At 61.1% G+C, this 17,382-nt stretch carries 15 protein-coding genes, 1 tRNA gene and 1 riboswitch; of the genes, 6 read left to right on the top strand and 10 right to left on the bottom strand.

Features of this window, described 5'->3' with window-relative positions; genetic code table 11:
- The 5 genes from M5C71_RS19705 to metE all read right to left on the bottom strand — a co-directional run.
- The coding region (locus tag M5C71_RS19705; RefSeq protein ID WP_283094030.1) for a filamentous hemagglutinin N-terminal domain-containing protein at nucleotides 1–651 on the bottom strand (651 nt) is incomplete at its 3' end.
- A gap of 36 nt (nucleotides 652–687) precedes the next feature.
- A complete protein-coding gene (locus tag M5C71_RS19700; RefSeq protein ID WP_248768550.1) occupies nucleotides 688–2,400 on the bottom strand; it encodes a ShlB/FhaC/HecB family hemolysin secretion/activation protein in 1,713 nt (570 codons plus the stop codon).
- 223 nt (nucleotides 2,401–2,623) lie between these two features.
- Nucleotides 2,624–3,355, bottom strand: a complete 732-nt coding sequence (locus M5C71_RS19695; RefSeq protein WP_283094029.1) for a CbtA family protein — start codon at nucleotides 3,353–3,355, stop codon at nucleotides 2,624–2,626.
- 15 nt (nucleotides 3,356–3,370) lie between these two features.
- Nucleotides 3,371–3,583 carry a CbtB domain-containing protein gene (locus M5C71_RS19690; protein WP_103499523.1) on the bottom strand — a complete coding sequence of 71 codons (213 nt, stop codon included), beginning with the start codon at nucleotides 3,581–3,583 and terminating at the stop codon, nucleotides 3,371–3,373.
- A gap of 33 nt (nucleotides 3,584–3,616) precedes the next feature.
- A riboswitch (cobalamin riboswitch) is annotated at nucleotides 3,617–3,750 on the bottom strand.
- Nucleotides 3,751–3,847: 97 nt separating this feature from the next.
- The gene (gene metE / locus M5C71_RS19685; protein WP_248768549.1) at nucleotides 3,848–6,136 is read right to left on the bottom strand and encodes a 5-methyltetrahydropteroyltriglutamate--homocysteine S-methyltransferase; all 2,289 of its coding nucleotides are present in this window, start codon (nucleotides 6,134–6,136) and stop codon (nucleotides 3,848–3,850) included.
- Nucleotides 6,137–6,340: 204 nt separating this feature from the next.
- On the opposite strand from metE, the gene yghX reads away from it, so the two are divergent.
- Nucleotides 6,341–7,228 (top strand): YghX family hydrolase, encoded by an 888-nt coding sequence (gene yghX, locus M5C71_RS19680; RefSeq protein WP_248744993.1) that lies wholly within the window; start codon nucleotides 6,341–6,343, stop codon nucleotides 7,226–7,228.
- A gap of 279 nt (nucleotides 7,229–7,507) precedes the next feature.
- On the opposite strand, the gene M5C71_RS19675 is transcribed toward yghX, so the two are convergent.
- The gene (locus M5C71_RS19675; protein WP_248768548.1) at nucleotides 7,508–8,839 is read right to left on the bottom strand and encodes a PLP-dependent aminotransferase family protein; all 1,332 of its coding nucleotides are present in this window, start codon (nucleotides 8,837–8,839) and stop codon (nucleotides 7,508–7,510) included.
- Nucleotides 8,840–8,931: 92 nt separating this feature from the next.
- On the opposite strand from M5C71_RS19675, the gene M5C71_RS19670 reads away from it, so the two are divergent.
- The gene (locus M5C71_RS19670) at nucleotides 8,932–9,828 is read left to right on the top strand and encodes a DMT family transporter (RefSeq protein WP_248768547.1); all 897 of its coding nucleotides are present in this window, start codon (nucleotides 8,932–8,934) and stop codon (nucleotides 9,826–9,828) included.
- Nucleotides 9,829–9,960: 132 nt separating this feature from the next.
- Here M5C71_RS19670 and fabF read toward each other — a convergent pair whose 3' ends face one another.
- Nucleotides 9,961–11,229, bottom strand: coding sequence for a beta-ketoacyl-ACP synthase II (gene fabF, locus M5C71_RS19665; protein ID WP_248768546.1), 1,269 nt, complete (start codon nucleotides 11,227–11,229; stop codon nucleotides 9,961–9,963).
- Nucleotides 11,230–11,343: 114 nt separating this feature from the next.
- On the opposite strand from fabF, the gene M5C71_RS19660 reads away from it, so the two are divergent.
- Nucleotides 11,344–11,817, top strand: coding sequence for a helix-turn-helix domain-containing protein (locus tag M5C71_RS19660; RefSeq protein ID WP_248768545.1), 474 nt, complete (start codon nucleotides 11,344–11,346; stop codon nucleotides 11,815–11,817).
- Nucleotides 11,818–11,838: 21 nt separating this feature from the next.
- Here the strand turns inward: M5C71_RS19660 and M5C71_RS19655 are convergent.
- A tRNA-Gln gene (locus M5C71_RS19655) sits at nucleotides 11,839–11,913 on the bottom strand.
- 149 nt (nucleotides 11,914–12,062) lie between these two features.
- Entirely contained in the window at nucleotides 12,063–12,818 is a 756-nt protein-coding gene (locus tag M5C71_RS19650; RefSeq protein WP_248768544.1) for a helix-turn-helix transcriptional regulator, read from the bottom strand.
- A 113-nt stretch (nucleotides 12,819–12,931) separates the two neighbouring features.
- On the opposite strand from M5C71_RS19650, the gene M5C71_RS19645 reads away from it, so the two are divergent.
- The 3 genes from M5C71_RS19645 to M5C71_RS19635 all read left to right on the top strand — a co-directional run bounded on the left by M5C71_RS19645 (nucleotide 12,932) and on the right by M5C71_RS19635 (nucleotide 16,402).
- Nucleotides 12,932–13,570 (top strand): YebB family permuted papain-like enzyme, encoded by a 639-nt coding sequence (locus M5C71_RS19645; RefSeq protein WP_248768543.1) that lies wholly within the window; start codon nucleotides 12,932–12,934, stop codon nucleotides 13,568–13,570.
- A 176-nt stretch (nucleotides 13,571–13,746) separates the two neighbouring features.
- A complete protein-coding gene (locus M5C71_RS19640) occupies nucleotides 13,747–14,367 on the top strand; it encodes a LysE family translocator (RefSeq protein ID WP_248744987.1) in 621 nt (206 codons plus the stop codon).
- Nucleotides 14,368–14,482: 115 nt separating this feature from the next.
- Entirely contained in the window at nucleotides 14,483–16,402 is a 1,920-nt protein-coding gene (locus M5C71_RS19635; RefSeq protein WP_248768542.1) for a methyl-accepting chemotaxis protein, read from the top strand.
- Nucleotides 16,403–16,428: 26 nt separating this feature from the next.
- Here the strand turns inward: M5C71_RS19635 and M5C71_RS19630 are convergent, their stop codons facing one another.
- Nucleotides 16,429–17,382: a diguanylate cyclase gene (locus M5C71_RS19630; protein ID WP_248768541.1), complete on the bottom strand. Its 954-nt coding sequence runs from the start codon at nucleotides 17,380–17,382 to the stop codon at nucleotides 16,429–16,431.

The following is a 17,382-nucleotide window of genomic DNA, read 5'->3' as shown; positions in this document are numbered from 1 at the left end:
GCGGGTGATGATTTCGAACTGGTCGATATTGCTGGCGTTCAGGCCCGCACCGTCGATGGACACGCTGCCCCGATCAACCTGATACCCCGTCACCTGGCCGTTGGTGATCACCGGCTTGCCCGTGGTCAAGGTCGCTTGCGGGGTATTGATAAAGCCGCAACCGTTGCAACTGATGCCATAGGGGTTGGCCACGATCACATGAGCCGACTGCCCCGCCACTTCGGTATAACCGCGCAACTGGCTCGGGCTCGCGCCATTCACCTCGTTGAGAATGATATTGGCCGCCGTGCCGTTGAGGTTCTGGTTACCCAGAATAATCCCGCCCAATTGCGTCGACTGGGTCCGGCCCGTGGCGTTGTTGAGGATGACCCCGTTGGCCCCGACGTTGTAATCGGTGAACTGGTTATGCGACAGCCCCTGGGCATTCGGCGCGGCAATATTGACGATCGGTACGCCATTGCCCGCCTGCCCCAGCGTCGTACCCGGCGCACTGACCACGATCCCGTCCGCCTGAACCAGCAACGGCTGCCAGAACATCGCGTTCGCCAGAATAAATGCCAAGCCGCGCTTGGGCAGCCCCAGGCAATGCTCACGTTTTTTCAGGGCAGCAGAAGGCTGCCTAGCCAGAAAGGCAAACTGACGAACGTCCATGTCGATTTCTCAATGCAACGAGTGCGGTAAGTTGAATTAAAGGAAGAAGTCCATACGGAAATAGATCGGCGTTTCACGCTCGGTAATCGGCCCCGGTCGCTCCAACGAATGGGCAAAGGTCACGGTGGCGGCGAGGTGCTTGCCCCGGGCAAACAGCTCGATCGAGTCGCTGGTCATGCGCCCATGCTGTTCGGCGCTGTAGCGCCCATCACGAATCACGCCCTGGTCGTAACCGATACTGGTGCCGTATTCGGAAAGCACGGGCTGTAGCCAGTCCCAGGTCACTGGCCGGCTCCAGCGCAGGTCATTGCGCCAGTAACCGCCGCTGTCGCCCGACAGCGTCTGATCCTTGTAGCCACGAATGGAGGACTGCCCGCCCAGGCTCATGCGTTGCGAGCTGAACAGCACATCATTGGTGCGCTGGCCCGTCATCAGGCTGCTGAAACTGAACGACTCACCCCACAGCTTGAACGGTTGTAGGTAGCTGAGCGTGGCGGTGTATTTGCGATAACGGGCGTCGGGCAGGCCCTGCCGGAAATTCGCCACATTGTCCTGGGCATCGAAAGCACTGATGCCATCCTGCATCCCCAGATCCAGGTTGACGAAAGCACTGCCGATCCGCCGACCGTGGGTGATACCGAACTGCGCTTCGCTCATACGGTTGCTGCTGTCGGCCAGCTTGCTCTTTTCGATATAGTTGTTGGTGCGCAGGTAGGTCACGCCGGTATTGAGCGAGGTCTTGCTCAGGGCATCGCGGTAGATCACCCGCTCCAGCTTCACCTGGTGGTTCTGGCTATCACCGGTCGACTCGAAGTTGAAACCGCTGGCCTGTTGCTGGGTGCGGTAATCGCTTTCGCTGTAGGTGTAGCTCAGGTTCCACCAGCCGAATGGCAGGTTGTAATAGAGCATGGCGTTGCGCGAGTTCTTTTCCTGGTTACTGACGATGTCATGACCACCGCGCAGGGAGAACTGATCGGCCAGTCCCAGCGGACTGTCCCAATCGAAGGTCGCCCCCATCTGCTGCTCACCGGTACTTCTCTGGCCGTCGTTGCTGCGCGACAGCCCGGCGCGCCAAGGCTTCTGCGGGTTGTTCTTGACCAGCACCTCGCTACCACCGACTTCCTTGCCCGGCGCCAGTTCCATCTGCGCCTGGTTCGACGGCAGGCGGTTCAGTTGGTCGACCATCTGCTCGATCTCGCGCAGGTTGAGCAACTCGCCCTGCTTGCCCGGGAAACTCATTGCCAGTTCACGGTCGGACAGGCCGCTACCGTCGGCGCCTTTCAAACCTTCGAGTTTGCCCTCGACCACCAGCACTTTCAGGTTGCCCGTGGACAGGTCCTGTTGCGGCAAGTAGGCGCGGCTGGTGACCAGGCCTTTTTCGATATAGCGATCGGTGATGACCTTGAGCAACTCATTGAGCTGCGGCACGCCCAGGCACTGGCCAATGTAAGGTTTGAGCAGGCGTTCGCGCTCGCCCGCGGACAGGGCATTCGCCCCTTGCAGGTCAACGCTCTTGATCGGGAAACAGCGGGTATCGGCCGGGGCCGTTGGTGCTACCGGAGCCGCCGCTTTACCGGGCAGGTCCTTGAGCTCTTCGAGACGGCGGCGCTGCTCTTCGAGCAGGCGGTCCTGACGATCACGGATCAGGTCCGTATCACCGGGTGTAAGGGGGGCAGCGTGAGCGGTATTCAGGGCACAAATGCACAACAACGCAAGACACAGCCTCGTCCCGAAGACGAGTTGAGACATGTTCGATCCCTCGAAGCAGAGCTTGATATCAAAATAATGTCGCGATGCTAGACAGGCAAAATCATGACGTCAACGAATTGTTGCGAATTATTTCATTTTCGACACAACTGGCGCCAAACAAGCAAAAGCCGCTGGCGCATTGATTGGCAAGGCTCTGGAAGGGGCGGAACAGAGGGATGACAGGGTTCAAGCAGTGCCGTTTGCACGGCACCGCTCTTCAACTTCAAGCGCGGGTGGAGAACCCGGGCAGATTCAGCTTGCGCTCGGCCAACCAGCCAAACGTCAGGCCTACGGTGGTCCAGAGCACCAGCTGGATGCCCAGGGAGGCCACGCGGAACTTCCACAGCAGGACCGCCGAGAAAGCCTGCGGCACTTCATTGATGGTCGGGAACAGAGCACCGGCAACCGCCATGATCAGAATGTACAACCCCACCGCCAGGATCGAGCCGCTCCAGATGCCGAGGGCCGGGATCAGCTTACGCGCGGCATTGATCGCAATCACCGCCGCAATCACCGACACCAGCAACATCAGGAAGAACAGCTTGGTGCGCTGCGCGATGGTTTCCGGATCGCCAATTGACGGCGGATTGGACGGGTATTTCAGCCCGGGTACCAGAATCAACGTGACGAAGGACGCCAATGCCAGCAGCGCGGCCAGGCCACGCGGCCCGATCTTGCCGACACGCCCGAGGGAATAGGCAAACACCAGGGCGAAGATCCCGCCCAGGGAAACGCTGTACACCACCACACCGGTGAACAAACCGAACGTGCTCTGCACCTCGCGGCTCACCAGCTCCTCTTCTTCCGGAGCATCACCGTGCATGTGCGCCATGTGCTCTTCGAAGGCAATCGCCTTGTCGATTTGCGGCTCGCCAAACACTTTGGCAAAGCCAAAGGCAAGAATGCCGGCGAGCAAGCCCACCAGCATGCCGCGAATCAATAATTGACCGGTCATGTCATGTTCCTTGAATCAGTGGCAGGGGAAACCAAGCAGGTGGCGTCCGTCGTGCACGAATTCGTGGACATACATACCCTTGAACAAAGCCGTCGCGCCCTGCTCCGCACCGACGAAATAAATCGCCAGCATCAACAGCAGGCCGCCAAAAATGGCCCAGGGAAGGATTTCGCCCAACGGAATGGTGGGCAGGGAAACATCGGTCTGCGTAGCAGCGTTATAAGCCATATGAACCTCCAGGGAAGACGCGTCCCAGTACGGATTACGGATTGGAGAAACAGGGTCTGGCTTACGACTGATAAACAGCCGAATACAGTGGCGCGACCGCGCCGGATTTCAACCGGCTTCCTGTTTCTGAACGAGTTGTAAAACGCTCTAGTGAAAAAGCGATAGAACCCCGGCAGTGTACGCACTCCGGCTGACAGCAGCCATAAAAAAGCCGGAGCACGCTGACAGACTCCGGCAGGTACTTCAGGTGCAGGGCTTAGCGCATCACCCCAGTTCTGCACGCAGTTGGCGGGCGGCGCTGACCATATGCACCAGGGCAGCCTCGGTTTCCGGCCAGCCGCGGGTTTTCAGACCGCAATCCGGGTTGACCCACAGACGCTCGGCGGGAATGCGCTGGGCGGCCTTGCGCAGCAGGTTGGCCATTTCCGAAGCATCCGGAACCCGTGGCGAGTGGATGTCGTAGACGCCCGGCCCGATTTCATTCGGGTAAGCGAAGGCTTCGAACGCCTCCAACAGTTCCATGTCCGAACGCGAGGTTTCAATAGTGATGACGTCGGCATCCATGGCCGCAATGGACTCGATCACATCGTTGAACTCGCTGTAGCACATGTGGGTATGGATCTGGGTTTTGTCACGCACACCGGACGCGCACAGACGGAAGACCTCGGTGGCCCAGTCCAGGTAGTGCTGCCATTGCGCCCGGCGCAGCGGCAGACCTTCACGGAACGCCGCTTCGTCGATCTGCACGATCTTGATGCCAGCGCTTTCCAGGTCCACCACTTCGTCACGAATGGCCAGGGCCAGTTGACGGGCCTGCACTTCACGGGACACGTCCTCACGGGGGAAGGACCACATCAGCATGGTCACGGGACCGGTCAGCATGCCCTTCATCACCTTGTCGGTAAGGCCCTGGGCGTAGCGGATCCACTCCACGGTCATGGCTTTCGGACGGCTCAGATCGCCGAAGATCACCGCGGGTTTCACGCAACGGGAACCGTAGCTCTGGACCCAGCCAAAGCGGCTGAAGACATAACCCTCGAGTTGCTCGGCGAAGTACTCGACCATGTCGTTACGCTCGGCTTCACCGTGCACCAACACGTCCAGGCCCAGGCGCTCCTGGAACTCGACAGCGTGGCGAATCTCGCTCTGCATCGCTTCGGTGTATTCGGCTTCGCTCAACTTGCCTTGCTTGAACGACTGACGCGCCAGGCGGATGGCCGCCGTTTGCGGGAACGAACCGATGGTCGTGGTCGGGAACAGCGGCAGATTCAGGCCGGCGCGCTGCTTCTCGATACGGGTAGCGAACACCGAGTGACGCTGACTGTCCTTGGCGGTAATCGCGGCAACGCGAGCCTGCACAGCCGGCTTGTGGATGCGCGGCGAGGCGGCACGGCTGGCTTGAACCGCACGGCTCCTGGCCAGTGCTTGCAGGACTGGAGCCGCTTCGGGTTCGTTGATGGCACGGGCCAGAATCGCCACTTCTCCACACTTCTGCACGGCAAAGGCCAGCCAGCTCTTCAGTTCGGCGTCCAGCTTGTCTTCACGGCCCAGGTCGACCGGACTGTGCAGCAACGAACAGGAAGGCGCGACCCACAGGCGATCGCCCAGGCGCTCATTGGCGTGTTGCAAGACCGCCAGGGCTTTTTCCAGGTCGCAACCCCAGACGTTACGGCCGTTGACCAGGCCCAGCGACAGTACCTTGTAAGCAGGCAGACGATCGAGGATGGTCGGGTATTGCTCAGGGGCACGAACCAGGTCGATGTGCAGACCGTCGACCGGCAGATTGGCCGCCAGGCCGAGGTTCTCTTCCAGGCCGCCGAAGTAGGTGGCAACCAGCTTTTTCAGTGGATCGCGCTGGATCAGGTTATAGGCCCGCTCAAAGGCGTTTTTCCATTCCTGCGGCAGGTCCAGGACCAGGATCGGCTCGTCGATCTGCACCCACTCGACGCCTTGGGCCGCCAGGCGCTGGAAGATCTGACCGTACAGCGGCAACAGGCGATCTAGCAGATCGAGCTTGTCGAAATCGCCACCTTTGGCCTTGCCCAACCACAGGTAAGTCAGCGGACCGATCACCACCGGCTTGACGTTGTGACCCAGTGCCAGTGCCTCTTCGACCTCTTCAAACAGTTGGTCCCAGCCAAGCTGGAACTGCTGGTCGGCGCTGAACTCCGGCACCAGGTAGTGGTAGTTGGTGTCAAACCACTTGGTCATTTCCTGGGCATGGGCACCGCCGCAGCAGCTGTCGCTGACGCCACGGGCCATGCCGAACAGGGTTTGCAGGGAGATCTTGCCGTCGTGCGGACGGAAACGCTCCGGGATCACACCGAACATCAGCGAGTGGGTCAGCACCTGGTCGTACCAGGCGAAGTCGCCGACCGGCAGCAGCTCGACACCGGCTTTCTGCTGCAGGTCCCAGTGGGCCTTGCGCAGCTCGCTGCCCACGGCACGCAGACCCGCTTCGTTCAGTTCGCCTTTCCAGAAGGCTTCCTGAGCTTTCTTCAGTTCGCGGTCGCGGCCAATGCGCGGAAATCCTAGGGAATGAGCCAGTGCCATGACAAAAAACTCCAATATGTTCGATGGGAGCCATTGTCGACATTCAGCACATACTGAGACAAACTCATTTTAATATTGATGATCACAAGTTTCACTCATGATCATAAATCAATATTACCCATATGAAAGCCGCTCAAGCCCGAATACTCGCCTTTAGGTTCTACACTGGGCCGTAACCCGGACCACTCGAAAGGTAGCGCCCAGATGGAACGTCTCACCGCGAAAGACTTTGCCCCTGAACTGCTTGAGCTGTACGACTACTATGTCCACGGCAAGATCAACCGCCGGGAGTTTCTTGATCGTTCGGCAAAGTTCACCCTCGGTGGCCTCGCCGCCAGCAGCCTGCTGGCGGCGTTGAGCCCGAACTATGCGCTGGCCGAACAGGTGTCGTTTACCGACCCGGACATCGTCGCCGAATACATCACCTACCCCTCCCCCAAGGGCAATGGGCAGGTGCGGGCTTATCAGGTGCGTCCGGCCAAGGCCAGCGGCAAGGTGCCCGCTGTGGTGGTCGTGCATGAAAACCGCGGGCTCAATCCCTACATCGAGGACGTTGCCCGGCGCGTGGCCAAGGCCGGATTCATCGCCCTGGCCCCGGATGGCCTGTCATCGGTCGGCGGCTATCCCGGCAATGACGAAAAAGGCCGGGAGCTGCAACTGACCGTCGACCCGGAAAAGCTTATGAATGACTTTTTCGCTGCCATCGAATGGCTGATGCACCACGACAGCACCACCGGCAAAGTCGGCATCACCGGCTTCTGCTATGGCGGTGGGGTCGCCAATGCCGCCGCCGTGGCCTATCCGGAACTCAGCGCCGCCGTGCCCTTCTATGGCCGTCAGCCAAAGGCCGAGGAAGTGGTACGGATCCAGGCGCCCCTGCTGTTGCACTACGCCGAACTGGACAAGGCGATCACCGACGGCTGGCCGGCCTATGAGCAGGCATTAAAAGCCGCCGGCAAGGTCTATGAGGCGCATATCTACGCCGGGGTTAACCACGGTTTTCACAACGACTCCACACCGAGATACGACGAGGCGGCCGCCAAGCTGGCCTGGGACCGGACCCTGGGGTGGTTCCGGCGCTATCTGGTCTAGGGGGTTATGTCGGAGAAATCGTGGCCAGGAGGCCAATCGCAATTGTCAGTATGAGAAATCCACCCAGGAACATCGCCATCTTGGCCATAAGGCCTCCTCAACTATAAGGTCAGGGCATAACGCGGATTGCGTAATGAGTTTACGGAGCAGAGCAAACAGAGATCGTGGCCCAGCATCACAGGCTGTGGCCCCGAGCATCTGCACAAGGCTGATCCGTAGGTTCATTGTCGGTCGTGGGCCGAATACATTACAGAGGCAGATGACGATGAAAAATACGGATCAGAACAGCGGGCCGAGCACCCGCTGCACTTTCACCAGCGCCACCCGAAGGGTCTCCATGTCCACGGAACCCAAGGCCAGGCGGATCGCATGCGGCACCTGCACGGAGGTCGCAAAAGGCTCGGCGGTGGACACCGAAATCTGTTCGCGCATCAGCGCCATGGCGATCTGATCAGCCCGTGCCTCTTCCGGCAGGGGCAGCCAGAGAAAGAACGAAGAGCGATGGCGAACGGTGTGCAGACCGCCCAACAACTCGTCGGCCATGGCCTGCCTGGCCTGGGCATCCTTGCGCTTTTGCACCTCGAGCCGGGCAACGGTGCCATCCTCGATCCAGGCGGTGGCAATCGCCGTCAACACCCCCGGCGTGTTCCAGGTGGTCACCCGGATGGTGCGCTCCAACGCCGCCACCCGCGATATCGGTGCTGCGACAAACCCCACCCGCAAACCGGCGGCCACGCTCTTGGACAGACCGGAAACGTAGAGCGTCCTTTCCGGCGCCAGCTCGGCTAACGGCGGCGGCGCTTTCTCCGCCAGGTAGGCATAGGCTGCATCCTCGATAATCAACAGATCATGCTGACGTGCAATCGACACCAACTGTTTGCGCTGATCGGCCGCCATCACCCAGCCCATCGGGTTGTGCAGGGTCGGCATGCTGTAGACGGCACGCACCGGACGGCTGCGGCAGAGCTGCTCCAGGGCATCGAGATCCGGCCCCTGGTCGGAAACGGGAATCGGCACGATCTCAAGGTGCAGGGCCTGCGCCAACACCTTGAATCCGGGGTAGGTCAAGGCGTCCGCGGCGATCACATCCCCGGGTTGCAGAAACGCCATCAGGATCACCGTCAAACCATGCTGGGCACCGCTGACAATCAGCACCTGCTCGGCCGTCACCCTCAACCCACGCGCCGCCAGGTGACGGGCGACCGCTGCCCGCTCGTGCAGGCGCCCGGCATGGGGGTGGTAGCGCAGCAAGGACTCCAGGTCGCCGGACAACGCCAACTGGCGCAAGGCCGTGCGCAACTGCTCGGCCTGCCCCGGCGACGAGGGATAGTTGAAGTTGAGATCGACCATCCCCTGGGTAACGTCGGGCTGGTCGATGCCCAGGCCGGAAGGCAGGGACGTCTCCCGGACAAAGGTGCCGCGCCCCGTTTCCCCGCTGACCAGGCCCATGGCTTCAAGCTCCCCATAGACCCGACTGGCCGTCACCAGGGCCAGACCGTGGGTGGCGGCCAACTGGCGATGGGTGGGCAGCCGAGCGCCAGGCGGCAAGCGCCCCGAACGGATATCGGCAGCAAAAACGTCAACCAGTGATTTATACCGGGAACGGGGCATCGGCAGATGTATCCATGACAATATTTTGATTGTATCAATACTCAGTCATAGCATGCGCCTCAAGCAACCCGAACCTTGAGCGTGAAGCGAAAATGGAACGAACCTCGCCCCTGAACACCCCAGCGCTGGCCAAAAATACCAGCGGCTGGCTCAATGGATTTATCGGTGTGTTGATCTTCAGCGGCTCGCTACCCGCGACACGGGTGGCGGTGCTGGAGTTCGACCCGGTGTTTCTGACCGTGGCCCGGGCGAGCATCGCCGGGGTTCTGGCGCTGTGCCTGCTGTTGCTGTTCAGGGAGAAGCGCCCTGCCCGCAGCCAACTGCTGTCCCTGCTGGTGGTAGCCATCGGCGTGGTGCTCGGTTTTCCGTTATTGACGGCACTGGCCTTGCAGTACGTGACCTCGGCGCACTCCATTGTTTTCCTCGGTTTGTTGCCGCTGGCAACCGCGGTCTTCGGTGTACTGCGCGGCGGCGAGCGGCCCCGGCCGGTGTTCTGGTTCTTTTCCGTGCTGGGGAGTCTGCTGGTGGTAGGGTTCGCCGTGTCCCAGGGACTGAACGCCTCGCCCCGGGGCGATATCCTGATGCTGCTGGCGGTGCTGGTCTGCGGTCTGGGTTATGCCGAAGGGGCGAAACTCTCACGGACGCTGGGAGGCTGGCAGGTGATTTCCTGGGCGCTGGTATTGTCGCTGCCGGTGATGCTCGTGCTGACGGGATTGCTCACACCCGCCTCGTTCACGGGGATCAGCCCACCGGCCTGGTTGAGCCTGGCGTATGTCTCACTGTTCAGCATGCTGATCGGTTTTGTGTTCTGGTATCGCGGGCTGGCCCAGGGCGGGATTGCCGCCGTGGGACAGTTGCAGCTTTTGCAGCCGTTTTTCGGCTTGGCCCTGGCGGCGACTTTACTCCACGAGCACGTCAGCCTGGGCATGCTGGGGGTCACGGTGGCGGTAATTCTTTGCGTGGCCGGCGCACGGAAATTCTCCAAGTAAACGCCGTCCCTTGTAGGAGCCTGGCTTGCCAGCGATAAGGCCCTCAAGCCCTGCATCGATCATCCGGCCGCCATCGCCGGCAAGCCGGGCTCCTACATTGACCGCGTTGACCTGAAGACGGTATCTCCCGCCCTACACCCAGCGCTTGAACAACACGCTGGCATTGACCCCACCAAAACCGAAGCCATTGGAGAGCGCGTACTCCATGGGCAACTGCCGGGCCTGACCACGAATCAGATCAAGACCTTCGGCGAGCTCATCAGGGTTATCCAGATTGAGCGTTGCCGGTGCCACCTGATCACGCAATGCCAGAACCGTGAAGATCGCCTCGATCCCACCCGCAGCCCCCAACAGATGCCCCGTGGCGGATTTGGTCGAACTGATGGCCGGACCACCCGCTGTCCCGAACACCGCCTTGATGGCCGCCAACTCGCCCTTGTCGCCCACAGGGGTCGAGGTGGCGTGTGCATTCAGGTGCTGGACCTGGGACGGCTCGATACCGGCCTGGCGCAATGCCTGCTGCATGGCACGGCGAGCACCGTCGCCATCTTCCGGTCCGGCGGTCATATGGTAGGCATCGGAACTGGTGCCGTAACCCACCAACTCGGCGAGGGGTTTGGCACCGCGGGCCAGGGCATGCTCCAACTCCTCGATCACCAGCAGGCCGGCGCCCTCTCCCATGACAAAACCATCGCGGGCCTGATCGAAGGGCCGGGAGGCGAGTTGCGGCGTCTCGTTGTAATCACTTGACAGTGCCCGGGCCGCCGCGAACCCGGCCAGGCTGACCCGGTGGATGCACGCTTCCGCGCCACCGCAGACCGCCACATCAATCTCCCCCGCACGGATCATCCGGGCAGCATCGCCGATGGCCTGGACGCCGGCGGCACAGGCGGTCACTGGAGAACCCAGTGGCCCCTTGAGGCCGTAGCGGATCGAGACGTGACCGGCCGCCATATTGCTCAGAAAGGAGGGGATGGTGAACGGCGACAGACGCCTCGGTCCCTTGCTGTCCGTGGTGCGCACCGCTTCGGCGATGGCGGGAAAACCGCCGACACCGGAAGCAATGATGGTTGCCGTGCGTTCCTGCGCCTCCGGGGAATCGGGAGCCCAGCCAGCCTGGGCCAGGGCCTCATCCGCCGCCGCCAGGGCGAACAGGATGAAACGGTCCATCTTGCGCTGCTCCTTGGCCGCCAGCAGCTGATCCGGATCGAAGCCGGCTTCCGGGTCCTGGGCACGGTCCTGGACCTGGCCGCCGATACTGATCGACAGGTCGCCGATCAACTCCGCCGGCAACTGTCGGATACCGGACTGGCCGGCCAGCAGGCGCTGCCAGACCTGTTCGACTCCACAGCCCAACGGGGTCAGTGCGCCCATGCCCGTGACGACAATGCGTTTGCTCATGACGATCCAACTCCTTCCGTTTCTTGAGTGAGGTAATGGCTTGTGGACGCTACTATCATCATGAAAGTAACATACCTGCCTCACAAATATCCGCGCGCCCCGACAGGAGCCCCCATGCAACGCAAGACCCTGAGCCATGCCGAATGCCCGGTAGCCCGCAGCCTTGAGCGCGTGGGCGAGTGGTGGAATATCCTGATCATGCGCGATGCCCTGCATGGCCTGAAACGCTTCGACGAATTCTCCCGTAGCCTGGAGATTGCCCCGAACATGCTGACCCGGCGCCTGAATGGGCTGGTGGATGCGGGCCTGCTCGAACGTCAGCCCTACAGCCAGCGTCCGCTGCGCCATGAATATGTGCCGACGGCCAAGGGCGAGGATTTTCGCGTGGTGCTGATGGCGTTTGTCGAATGGGGCAATCGCCATTACGCGCCGGAAGGCGAAAGCGTGCAGATCGTCGAACGCGGGAGCGGACGACCGTTGCAATTGATGATGGCGGATATCGCCGATGGACGTCCGGTGCCGTTGGACCGTAGCACAGTGCAGGCCGGGCCGGCTGCCAGTGAGCAGATGCGCCAGCGGCTGGAATGATCTTAGGTACGAGAAGGAAAATGGCAGGGGCGGCTGGATTCGAACCAACGCATGGCAGGATCAAAACCTGCTGCCTTACCGCTTGGCGACGCCCCTGTAGCTGTTGCGACGAATGCTTGACACTCGCTTTTGATCTTGCAGCTTGCGAACCCGAGAAGGGTCACTGCAGGAGTGCGCGGAAATTTATCAACTTTCGCCTCGCCTGGGAAGCCCCAAGGTAAACAAATTTGTTTTAAAACAGCCACTTATTCTTGAGCGCGGTCGGGTACTGGCCGTTTGAGCTTTCTGAACGCCCGTGGCTCCCAGACACGCATGGCCAGCAGCAGCGCCGTGCCGCGCTTCTCGGACAAGGGTGCGCTCAGGGATTCGCTGTGAAGCGCTGCCAGCTTGCCGCGCAACCTGTGCATTTCGACCTGCAACTGGGCGTACGCCGCCTTCGTCAACATGCCATGGGCAAAGTCCAGGGTCTCGTCAGCAAGGTCGAAGCGGCTGGCCATAAAATCGGGTAGCCCCTGTTGCACAAAGAAGTGCCGGATAGGTCCGTCCGGCAGCCAGTCAAAATCTCGTGCGACAAGCAGCCGGATACGGTTGCCCGGCTTCAGATCCGCCAGCCCCATCCGCTCCAGCACCAGCAAGTGCTTGATGCACTCGGCCTTCGACAGGTGATAGGCCGACACCATGTCCTCCAGTGACCATTGGTTCAACGCACACACGGCCACCAACAGCAGCTTCTCATTTGAGACCAGTTGCGCTTCCTGTTCATGGGTCAGCATTCGCAGACGCTGTGCCGATGCTTCGGACTCCTGAAGCAGTTCCGCCATCGTCAGCCCCAGCAGGTCACAGAACTGGGCAAGGCGCTCGACCGTCAGCCGTCCGCTGGCCAACAGCCGTTTCACGCTGGGTTCCGAGAGGCCCAGCGCCTGGGCAACGTCGCGATAGGTCATTCCCGCTGACTTGAGGCGCTGCTTGATCGTCGCGATGAGCTGGGTAATTGGAGTCATTAAGTATTGGAATCCGATACTGAAGGTATCAGCATAAGGAAATGCAAAGGATAAAGGTGTGAAATATGCACCCTCCTCCCATACTGGCCCTTCAAGAGAACAAGGAGGCCAGCATGTCCATTAGCAGCGCAATGAACAGCGTCATACGTTCGAAGGGGGTGCAAGGAAGTGCGCACGTCGAGTTGCCTGTCGCAAGACCACCGGTGGGTGATCTGCAAATCGGCGACCTGGTTTTTATCCGCGTCACCGCGCGCCCCTTCCTCGAAGTGGCCAACGCCACGAACTCATGGACCAACCATGTAGGCGTCGTCGTCAGTAACCGTGGCGATGACCCCCTGATTGCGGAGAGCACTTTTCCTTTTGCCCGAACCACGCCGATGACGCGTTTCCTGGAGCGCTCCGAGCACCGACGCTGCGCAGTCGCGAGGCTGACCGCGCCGCTCAATGAGCGGCAGCGCAACGTGCTGGTGAGCGCGGCCGAGAGCCGGATGGGGACCTTCTACGACACCGGTTTCAATATCGGCTCACGACGCCAGTTCTGCTCCCGCTTCGTGCGTGAAGTCATCCAGGAAGCGACGGACATCCAGCTCGGCGACGTGGAGACGTTCGCCACGTTATTACGGGACAACCCCGATCCGAAGCTTGCCTTCTGGCGCTTCTGGTACTTCGGCCGGATTCCATGGCAACGGCATACCGTGACGCCGGCAAGCGTACTGCGAAGCCCGCATTTGCGCGTCATTTTCGACGCATAAGGAGATGCCTTGGGAGCAGCGCAACCTTGCGCAAAACGGGGTTGTTAATGCCGACCTACCGTACACCTGCGTGACAAGTCTCAGGTACAGATCAGGAAAGCCTTTGGCGCACTGGCATCCGGCCAAGGCTTGACGTTATTGTCGAGCTTTCCCGCCTCTCGATCCCGGAGCCTGCCATGAACCTGCCGACGCTGATCCTGTTTATACCGGCGTGCTTCGCCCTGAACATGGCTCCTGGCCCGAACAACCTGCTCTCGGTGAGCAACTCGACCCGTTATGGCTTTCGCACCTCTTGCCTGGCGGGCTTCGGCCGCTTGCTGGCATTTGCCGGCATGATCGCCCTGGCCTCCGCGGGCCTGGCGGTGGTGCTGCAGACCTCGGAGCTGCTGTTCTATGGCATCAAGATTCTCGGCGCGGCCTATCTGATCTACCTCGCCATCCAGCTCTGGCGCGCCAACCCCGATGCCGACATCCGCGCCCAAAGCGCCCCCGCCAGCCTGCGCGCCCTCGCCCGCCAGGAGTTCCTGGTCGCGGCCGGTAACCCAAAAGCCATCCTTATCTTCACCGCCTTCCTCCCCCAGTTCATCGACCCGACCCAGGGCATCTCCGCCCAGTTCGCCGTACTCGGCGCCCTGTTCCTGATGCTGGAATTGATCGCCATCAGCGCCTACGCCTATATGGGTGTGCATATGCGTCGCTGGTTCGCCGAACCCAAGGGCAAGCGCCTGTTCAACCGAGGTTGCGCGGTGCTGTTGTCAGGGGCGGCTTCGGTGCTGCTGATGGCGCGCAGAGCCTGAGCATTCCCGAGCGCCCCGCCTCCACACATCAAGCTTTGAGTGTTCCGGCCGATCTAACCTGTTAGAGGGCGGAAAAGCCCTCATATTTGCGGTTTGATATGGAGGAGATTGCTCAATGCTTGCACCCATCAACAGGATGCTGGAAAACATCAGCGTCAGGACCAAGCTCGCCATAGGATTCGGCGTGGTCATACTGCTGACCCTGTTGATTGCAATCACCGGTTGGTTGGGTATCCAGTCACTCAGCAACCGCAGTGACCGAATCCTGGATATCGCCAAGCTGAACGATCTGGCCAAGGACGTGCGCATCGGGCGCCTGTCCTACACACTGACCGCCGACCCACAGCATGCCGCGAACGTGGTCAAGCTCCTGGACAGTCTCGACAGCCACCTTGCCGAGAACCGCTCGACCTTCGTGGCCCCGCGAGATCTTGCGCAGATCGAATCTGCCGGCGAATCGGTCAAACGCTATCGCACTCACTTCAACGATTTCAGCCAGGCCATCCAGGCCCGCGATGCGACGCGCGCCGTGTTTGGCAATCATGCCGACGCCGCCGTGGCCGAACTGCAAAAGCTCAAGGACAGCGCCGCCTCGGCGAGCGGCAATCAGGCCCAGATCGACGCCGTGGTCAACGCGCAGATGCTGGTCCAGCAGGCAAGATTTCAACTCCGAGGCTACAGCTACAGCCTGAAAGCCGAGCTTGAACAACCGGCCAAAGAGGCCATCGACCAGGCCGGCGCTTATATAAAGACCCTCAACGAGTTGCTGCCATCGGCCCCGCCTGAAAGCCTGCAGCGCCTGCAACAATCAATGGCCGGCTATCGCGCCACCGTCGGCCAGTTCGCCGAGGCCCAGGTCAGGGCGGAAAAAATCCAGGCGCTGCTCAACGATGACATCGCCACTCTCTTCGCGGCGAACAAGCAATTGGCGCAGAACCAGGCCGAACAGAGTCTCGCTGACGTCCTCAACGCCCGCAATTGGCTGGCAGGTGCCTTTCTCGCCGCCTTGCTGCTCGGCGTCATCGCCGCCTGGACCATCACCCGCCTGATCGTCGGCCCGCTGGCGGAAACCCTGCGTCGGGCCGAGCAGGTGGCCGCCGGCAACCTGAGCGCCAACGTCACGGTGTCACGTCGCGACGAACTGGGTGCACTGCAACTGAGCATGCAGCGTATGACGCTCAACCTGCGGGAATTGATCGGCGGCCTGCGTGAAGGCGTCATACAGATTGCCAGTGCCGCCGAGGAACTGTCGGCGGTCACCGAGCAAACCAGTGCCGGGGTGAACAACCAGCGACAGGAAACCGACCAGGTCGCCACGGCCATGAACGAAATGGCCGCAACCGTCCAGGAAGTCGCGCGCAACGCCGAACAGGCCTCCACGGCCGCCGTCAGCGCAACCCGTGAAGCCCGCGAAGGTGGCGAAGTGCTTGGCCAGGCCATGAACCAGATCGACAAACTGGCTAACGAGGTCAATCACTCAACCACCGCGATGGGTGACCTCAAGCAGGAAAGCGACAAGATCGGCAGCGTTCTCGATGTCATCAAGTCCGTCGCCCAGCAGACCAATCTGCTGGCCTTGAACGCCGCGATCGAAGCGGCGCGGGCCGGAGAAGCCGGGCGCGGCTTCGCGGTGGTGGCCGATGAAGTGCGCAGCCTGGCACAACGGACCCAGACCTCGACCGAAGAAATCGAACAACTGATCAGCGGGCTGCACAACGGTACCGAAAAGGTCGCCAGCAGCCTCGAGAGCAGCCGCACACTGGCGCAAAGCAGTGTCGAATTCACGCGTCGGGCCGGCGTTTCGCTGGACGGTATCACCCAGTCGGTCCAGGCCATCGAATCGATGAACCATCAGATCGCCACTGCCGCCGAGCAGCAGAGCGCGGTAGCGGAAGAGATCAACCGAAGCGTGACCAACGTCCGCCAGATTTCCGAACAGACCTCGGCAGCCAGTGAGGAAACAGCAGCGTCCAGCATCGAACTCGCCCGGCTGGGGGTTCACCTGCAGACGCTGGTAGGAAAATTCACACTCTGAGAAATGGCAGAGCGGATCGGGTCGGTTTACTCGTAGACCGTCACCCGATTACGCCCGCCCTTCTTCGACGCATACAAGGCCTGGTCCGCCCAGGCGATCAGGTCGGCATGACTGATTGAAGGTTGGCTCAGGTCGGCCACCCCCAGGCTGATGGTGAAGCGGATGCTCTGGCCTTCGTGCACGACTTCCAGGGCTTCGATGGCCTTGCGCAAACGCTCGGCAAAAAAGCGTGCGCCGGCCTTGTCGGTGTCCGACAGCACCACGCCAAACTCCTCACCGCCATAACGTCCGGCCACGTCGCTGTCGCGCACATGTTCGCGGACCACATCAGCCACGTGCTCGATGACCTTGTCCCCGGCCTGGTGGCCATAGGTGTCGTTGACCCGCTTGAAGTGGTCGATATCGAACATCACCAGGCTCGTGGCATTGCCATAGCGCTGGTTCCGGGCATAGGCGGCCTTGAGGCTTTCCTCCCAGTGCCCACGGTTGTACAGGCCCGTCAGGCGGTCGGTGCTGGAGAGTTTCTGCAACTTGGCATTGGCCGCCTGGAGCTGATGGCGGTTGGTGGCCACGTCGGTGACGTCATAGATCACCAGGCAGATATGGGTGATGGTGCTGTTGGTGGAACGCAACGGCAGCAACGTGGTGTTCTGGTACATGAAGTCTTCCTGGCCGGTGATCGGCTGGTAGTTCTTGAACCGCACCAGGTAAGGCCGCTGCTCCCAGATGGTGAACGCCGGCGTGCCCAGGGTCGCGACACTCTCCACCTTGCGGCTGAACCATTCGCGATCGACTTCGGGAAACAGGCTGAAGAAGGACTGACCGCTGGCGTCCTTGGGCTGCACCCCGGAACGGTTTTCCATAAAGGTGTTCCAGACCTGCACGCAATAGTCGCGGTCCAGTACCACCACGCCGACGTCGATGCTCTGGACAATCGCCAGCAACCAGTGAAACTCGTTCAGATCGAGAGTGTCGTTCAT

Origin of the sequence: Pseudomonas sp. MWU12-2345 (genome assembly GCF_023242385.1) — a bacterium.
Taxonomy (GTDB): domain Bacteria; phylum Pseudomonadota; class Gammaproteobacteria; order Pseudomonadales; family Pseudomonadaceae; genus Aquipseudomonas; species Aquipseudomonas gingeri_D.
Note: the sequence above shows the minus strand (reverse complement) of the source record. Positions and strands in the feature narration are given on the sequence as shown.

Coding starts and splice junctions, on each gene's coding strand:
- M5C71_RS19645 (WP_248768543.1), top strand. CDS start 12,932: ATGTCCATTAGCAGCGCAATGAACAGCGTCATACGTTCGAAGGGGGTG.
- M5C71_RS19700 (WP_248768550.1), bottom strand. CDS start 2,400: ATGTCTCAACTCGTCTTCGGGACGAGGCTGTGTCTTGCGTTGTTGTGC.
- metE (WP_248768549.1), bottom strand. CDS start 6,136: ATGGCACTGGCTCATTCCCTAGGATTTCCGCGCATTGGCCGCGACCGC.
- M5C71_RS19650 (WP_248768544.1), bottom strand. CDS start 12,818: ATGACTCCAATTACCCAGCTCATCGCGACGATCAAGCAGCGCCTCAAG.
- yghX (WP_248744993.1), top strand. CDS start 6,341: ATGGAACGTCTCACCGCGAAAGACTTTGCCCCTGAACTGCTTGAGCTG.
- M5C71_RS19635 (WP_248768542.1), top strand. CDS start 14,483: ATGCTTGCACCCATCAACAGGATGCTGGAAAACATCAGCGTCAGGACC.
- M5C71_RS19660 (WP_248768545.1), top strand. CDS start 11,344: ATGCAACGCAAGACCCTGAGCCATGCCGAATGCCCGGTAGCCCGCAGC.
- M5C71_RS19640 (WP_248744987.1), top strand. CDS start 13,747: ATGAACCTGCCGACGCTGATCCTGTTTATACCGGCGTGCTTCGCCCTG.
- M5C71_RS19675 (WP_248768548.1), bottom strand. CDS start 8,839: ATGCCCCGTTCCCGGTATAAATCACTGGTTGACGTTTTTGCTGCCGAT.
- M5C71_RS19630 (WP_248768541.1), bottom strand. CDS start 17,382: ATGAACGACACTCTCGATCTGAACGAGTTTCACTGGTTGCTGGCGATT.
- M5C71_RS19670 (WP_248768547.1), top strand. CDS start 8,932: ATGGAACGAACCTCGCCCCTGAACACCCCAGCGCTGGCCAAAAATACC.
- M5C71_RS19695 (WP_283094029.1), bottom strand. CDS start 3,355: ATGACCGGTCAATTATTGATTCGCGGCATGCTGGTGGGCTTGCTCGCC.
- fabF (WP_248768546.1), bottom strand. CDS start 11,229: ATGAGCAAACGCATTGTCGTCACGGGCATGGGCGCACTGACCCCGTTG.
- M5C71_RS19690 (WP_103499523.1), bottom strand. CDS start 3,583: ATGGCTTATAACGCTGCTACGCAGACCGATGTTTCCCTGCCCACCATT.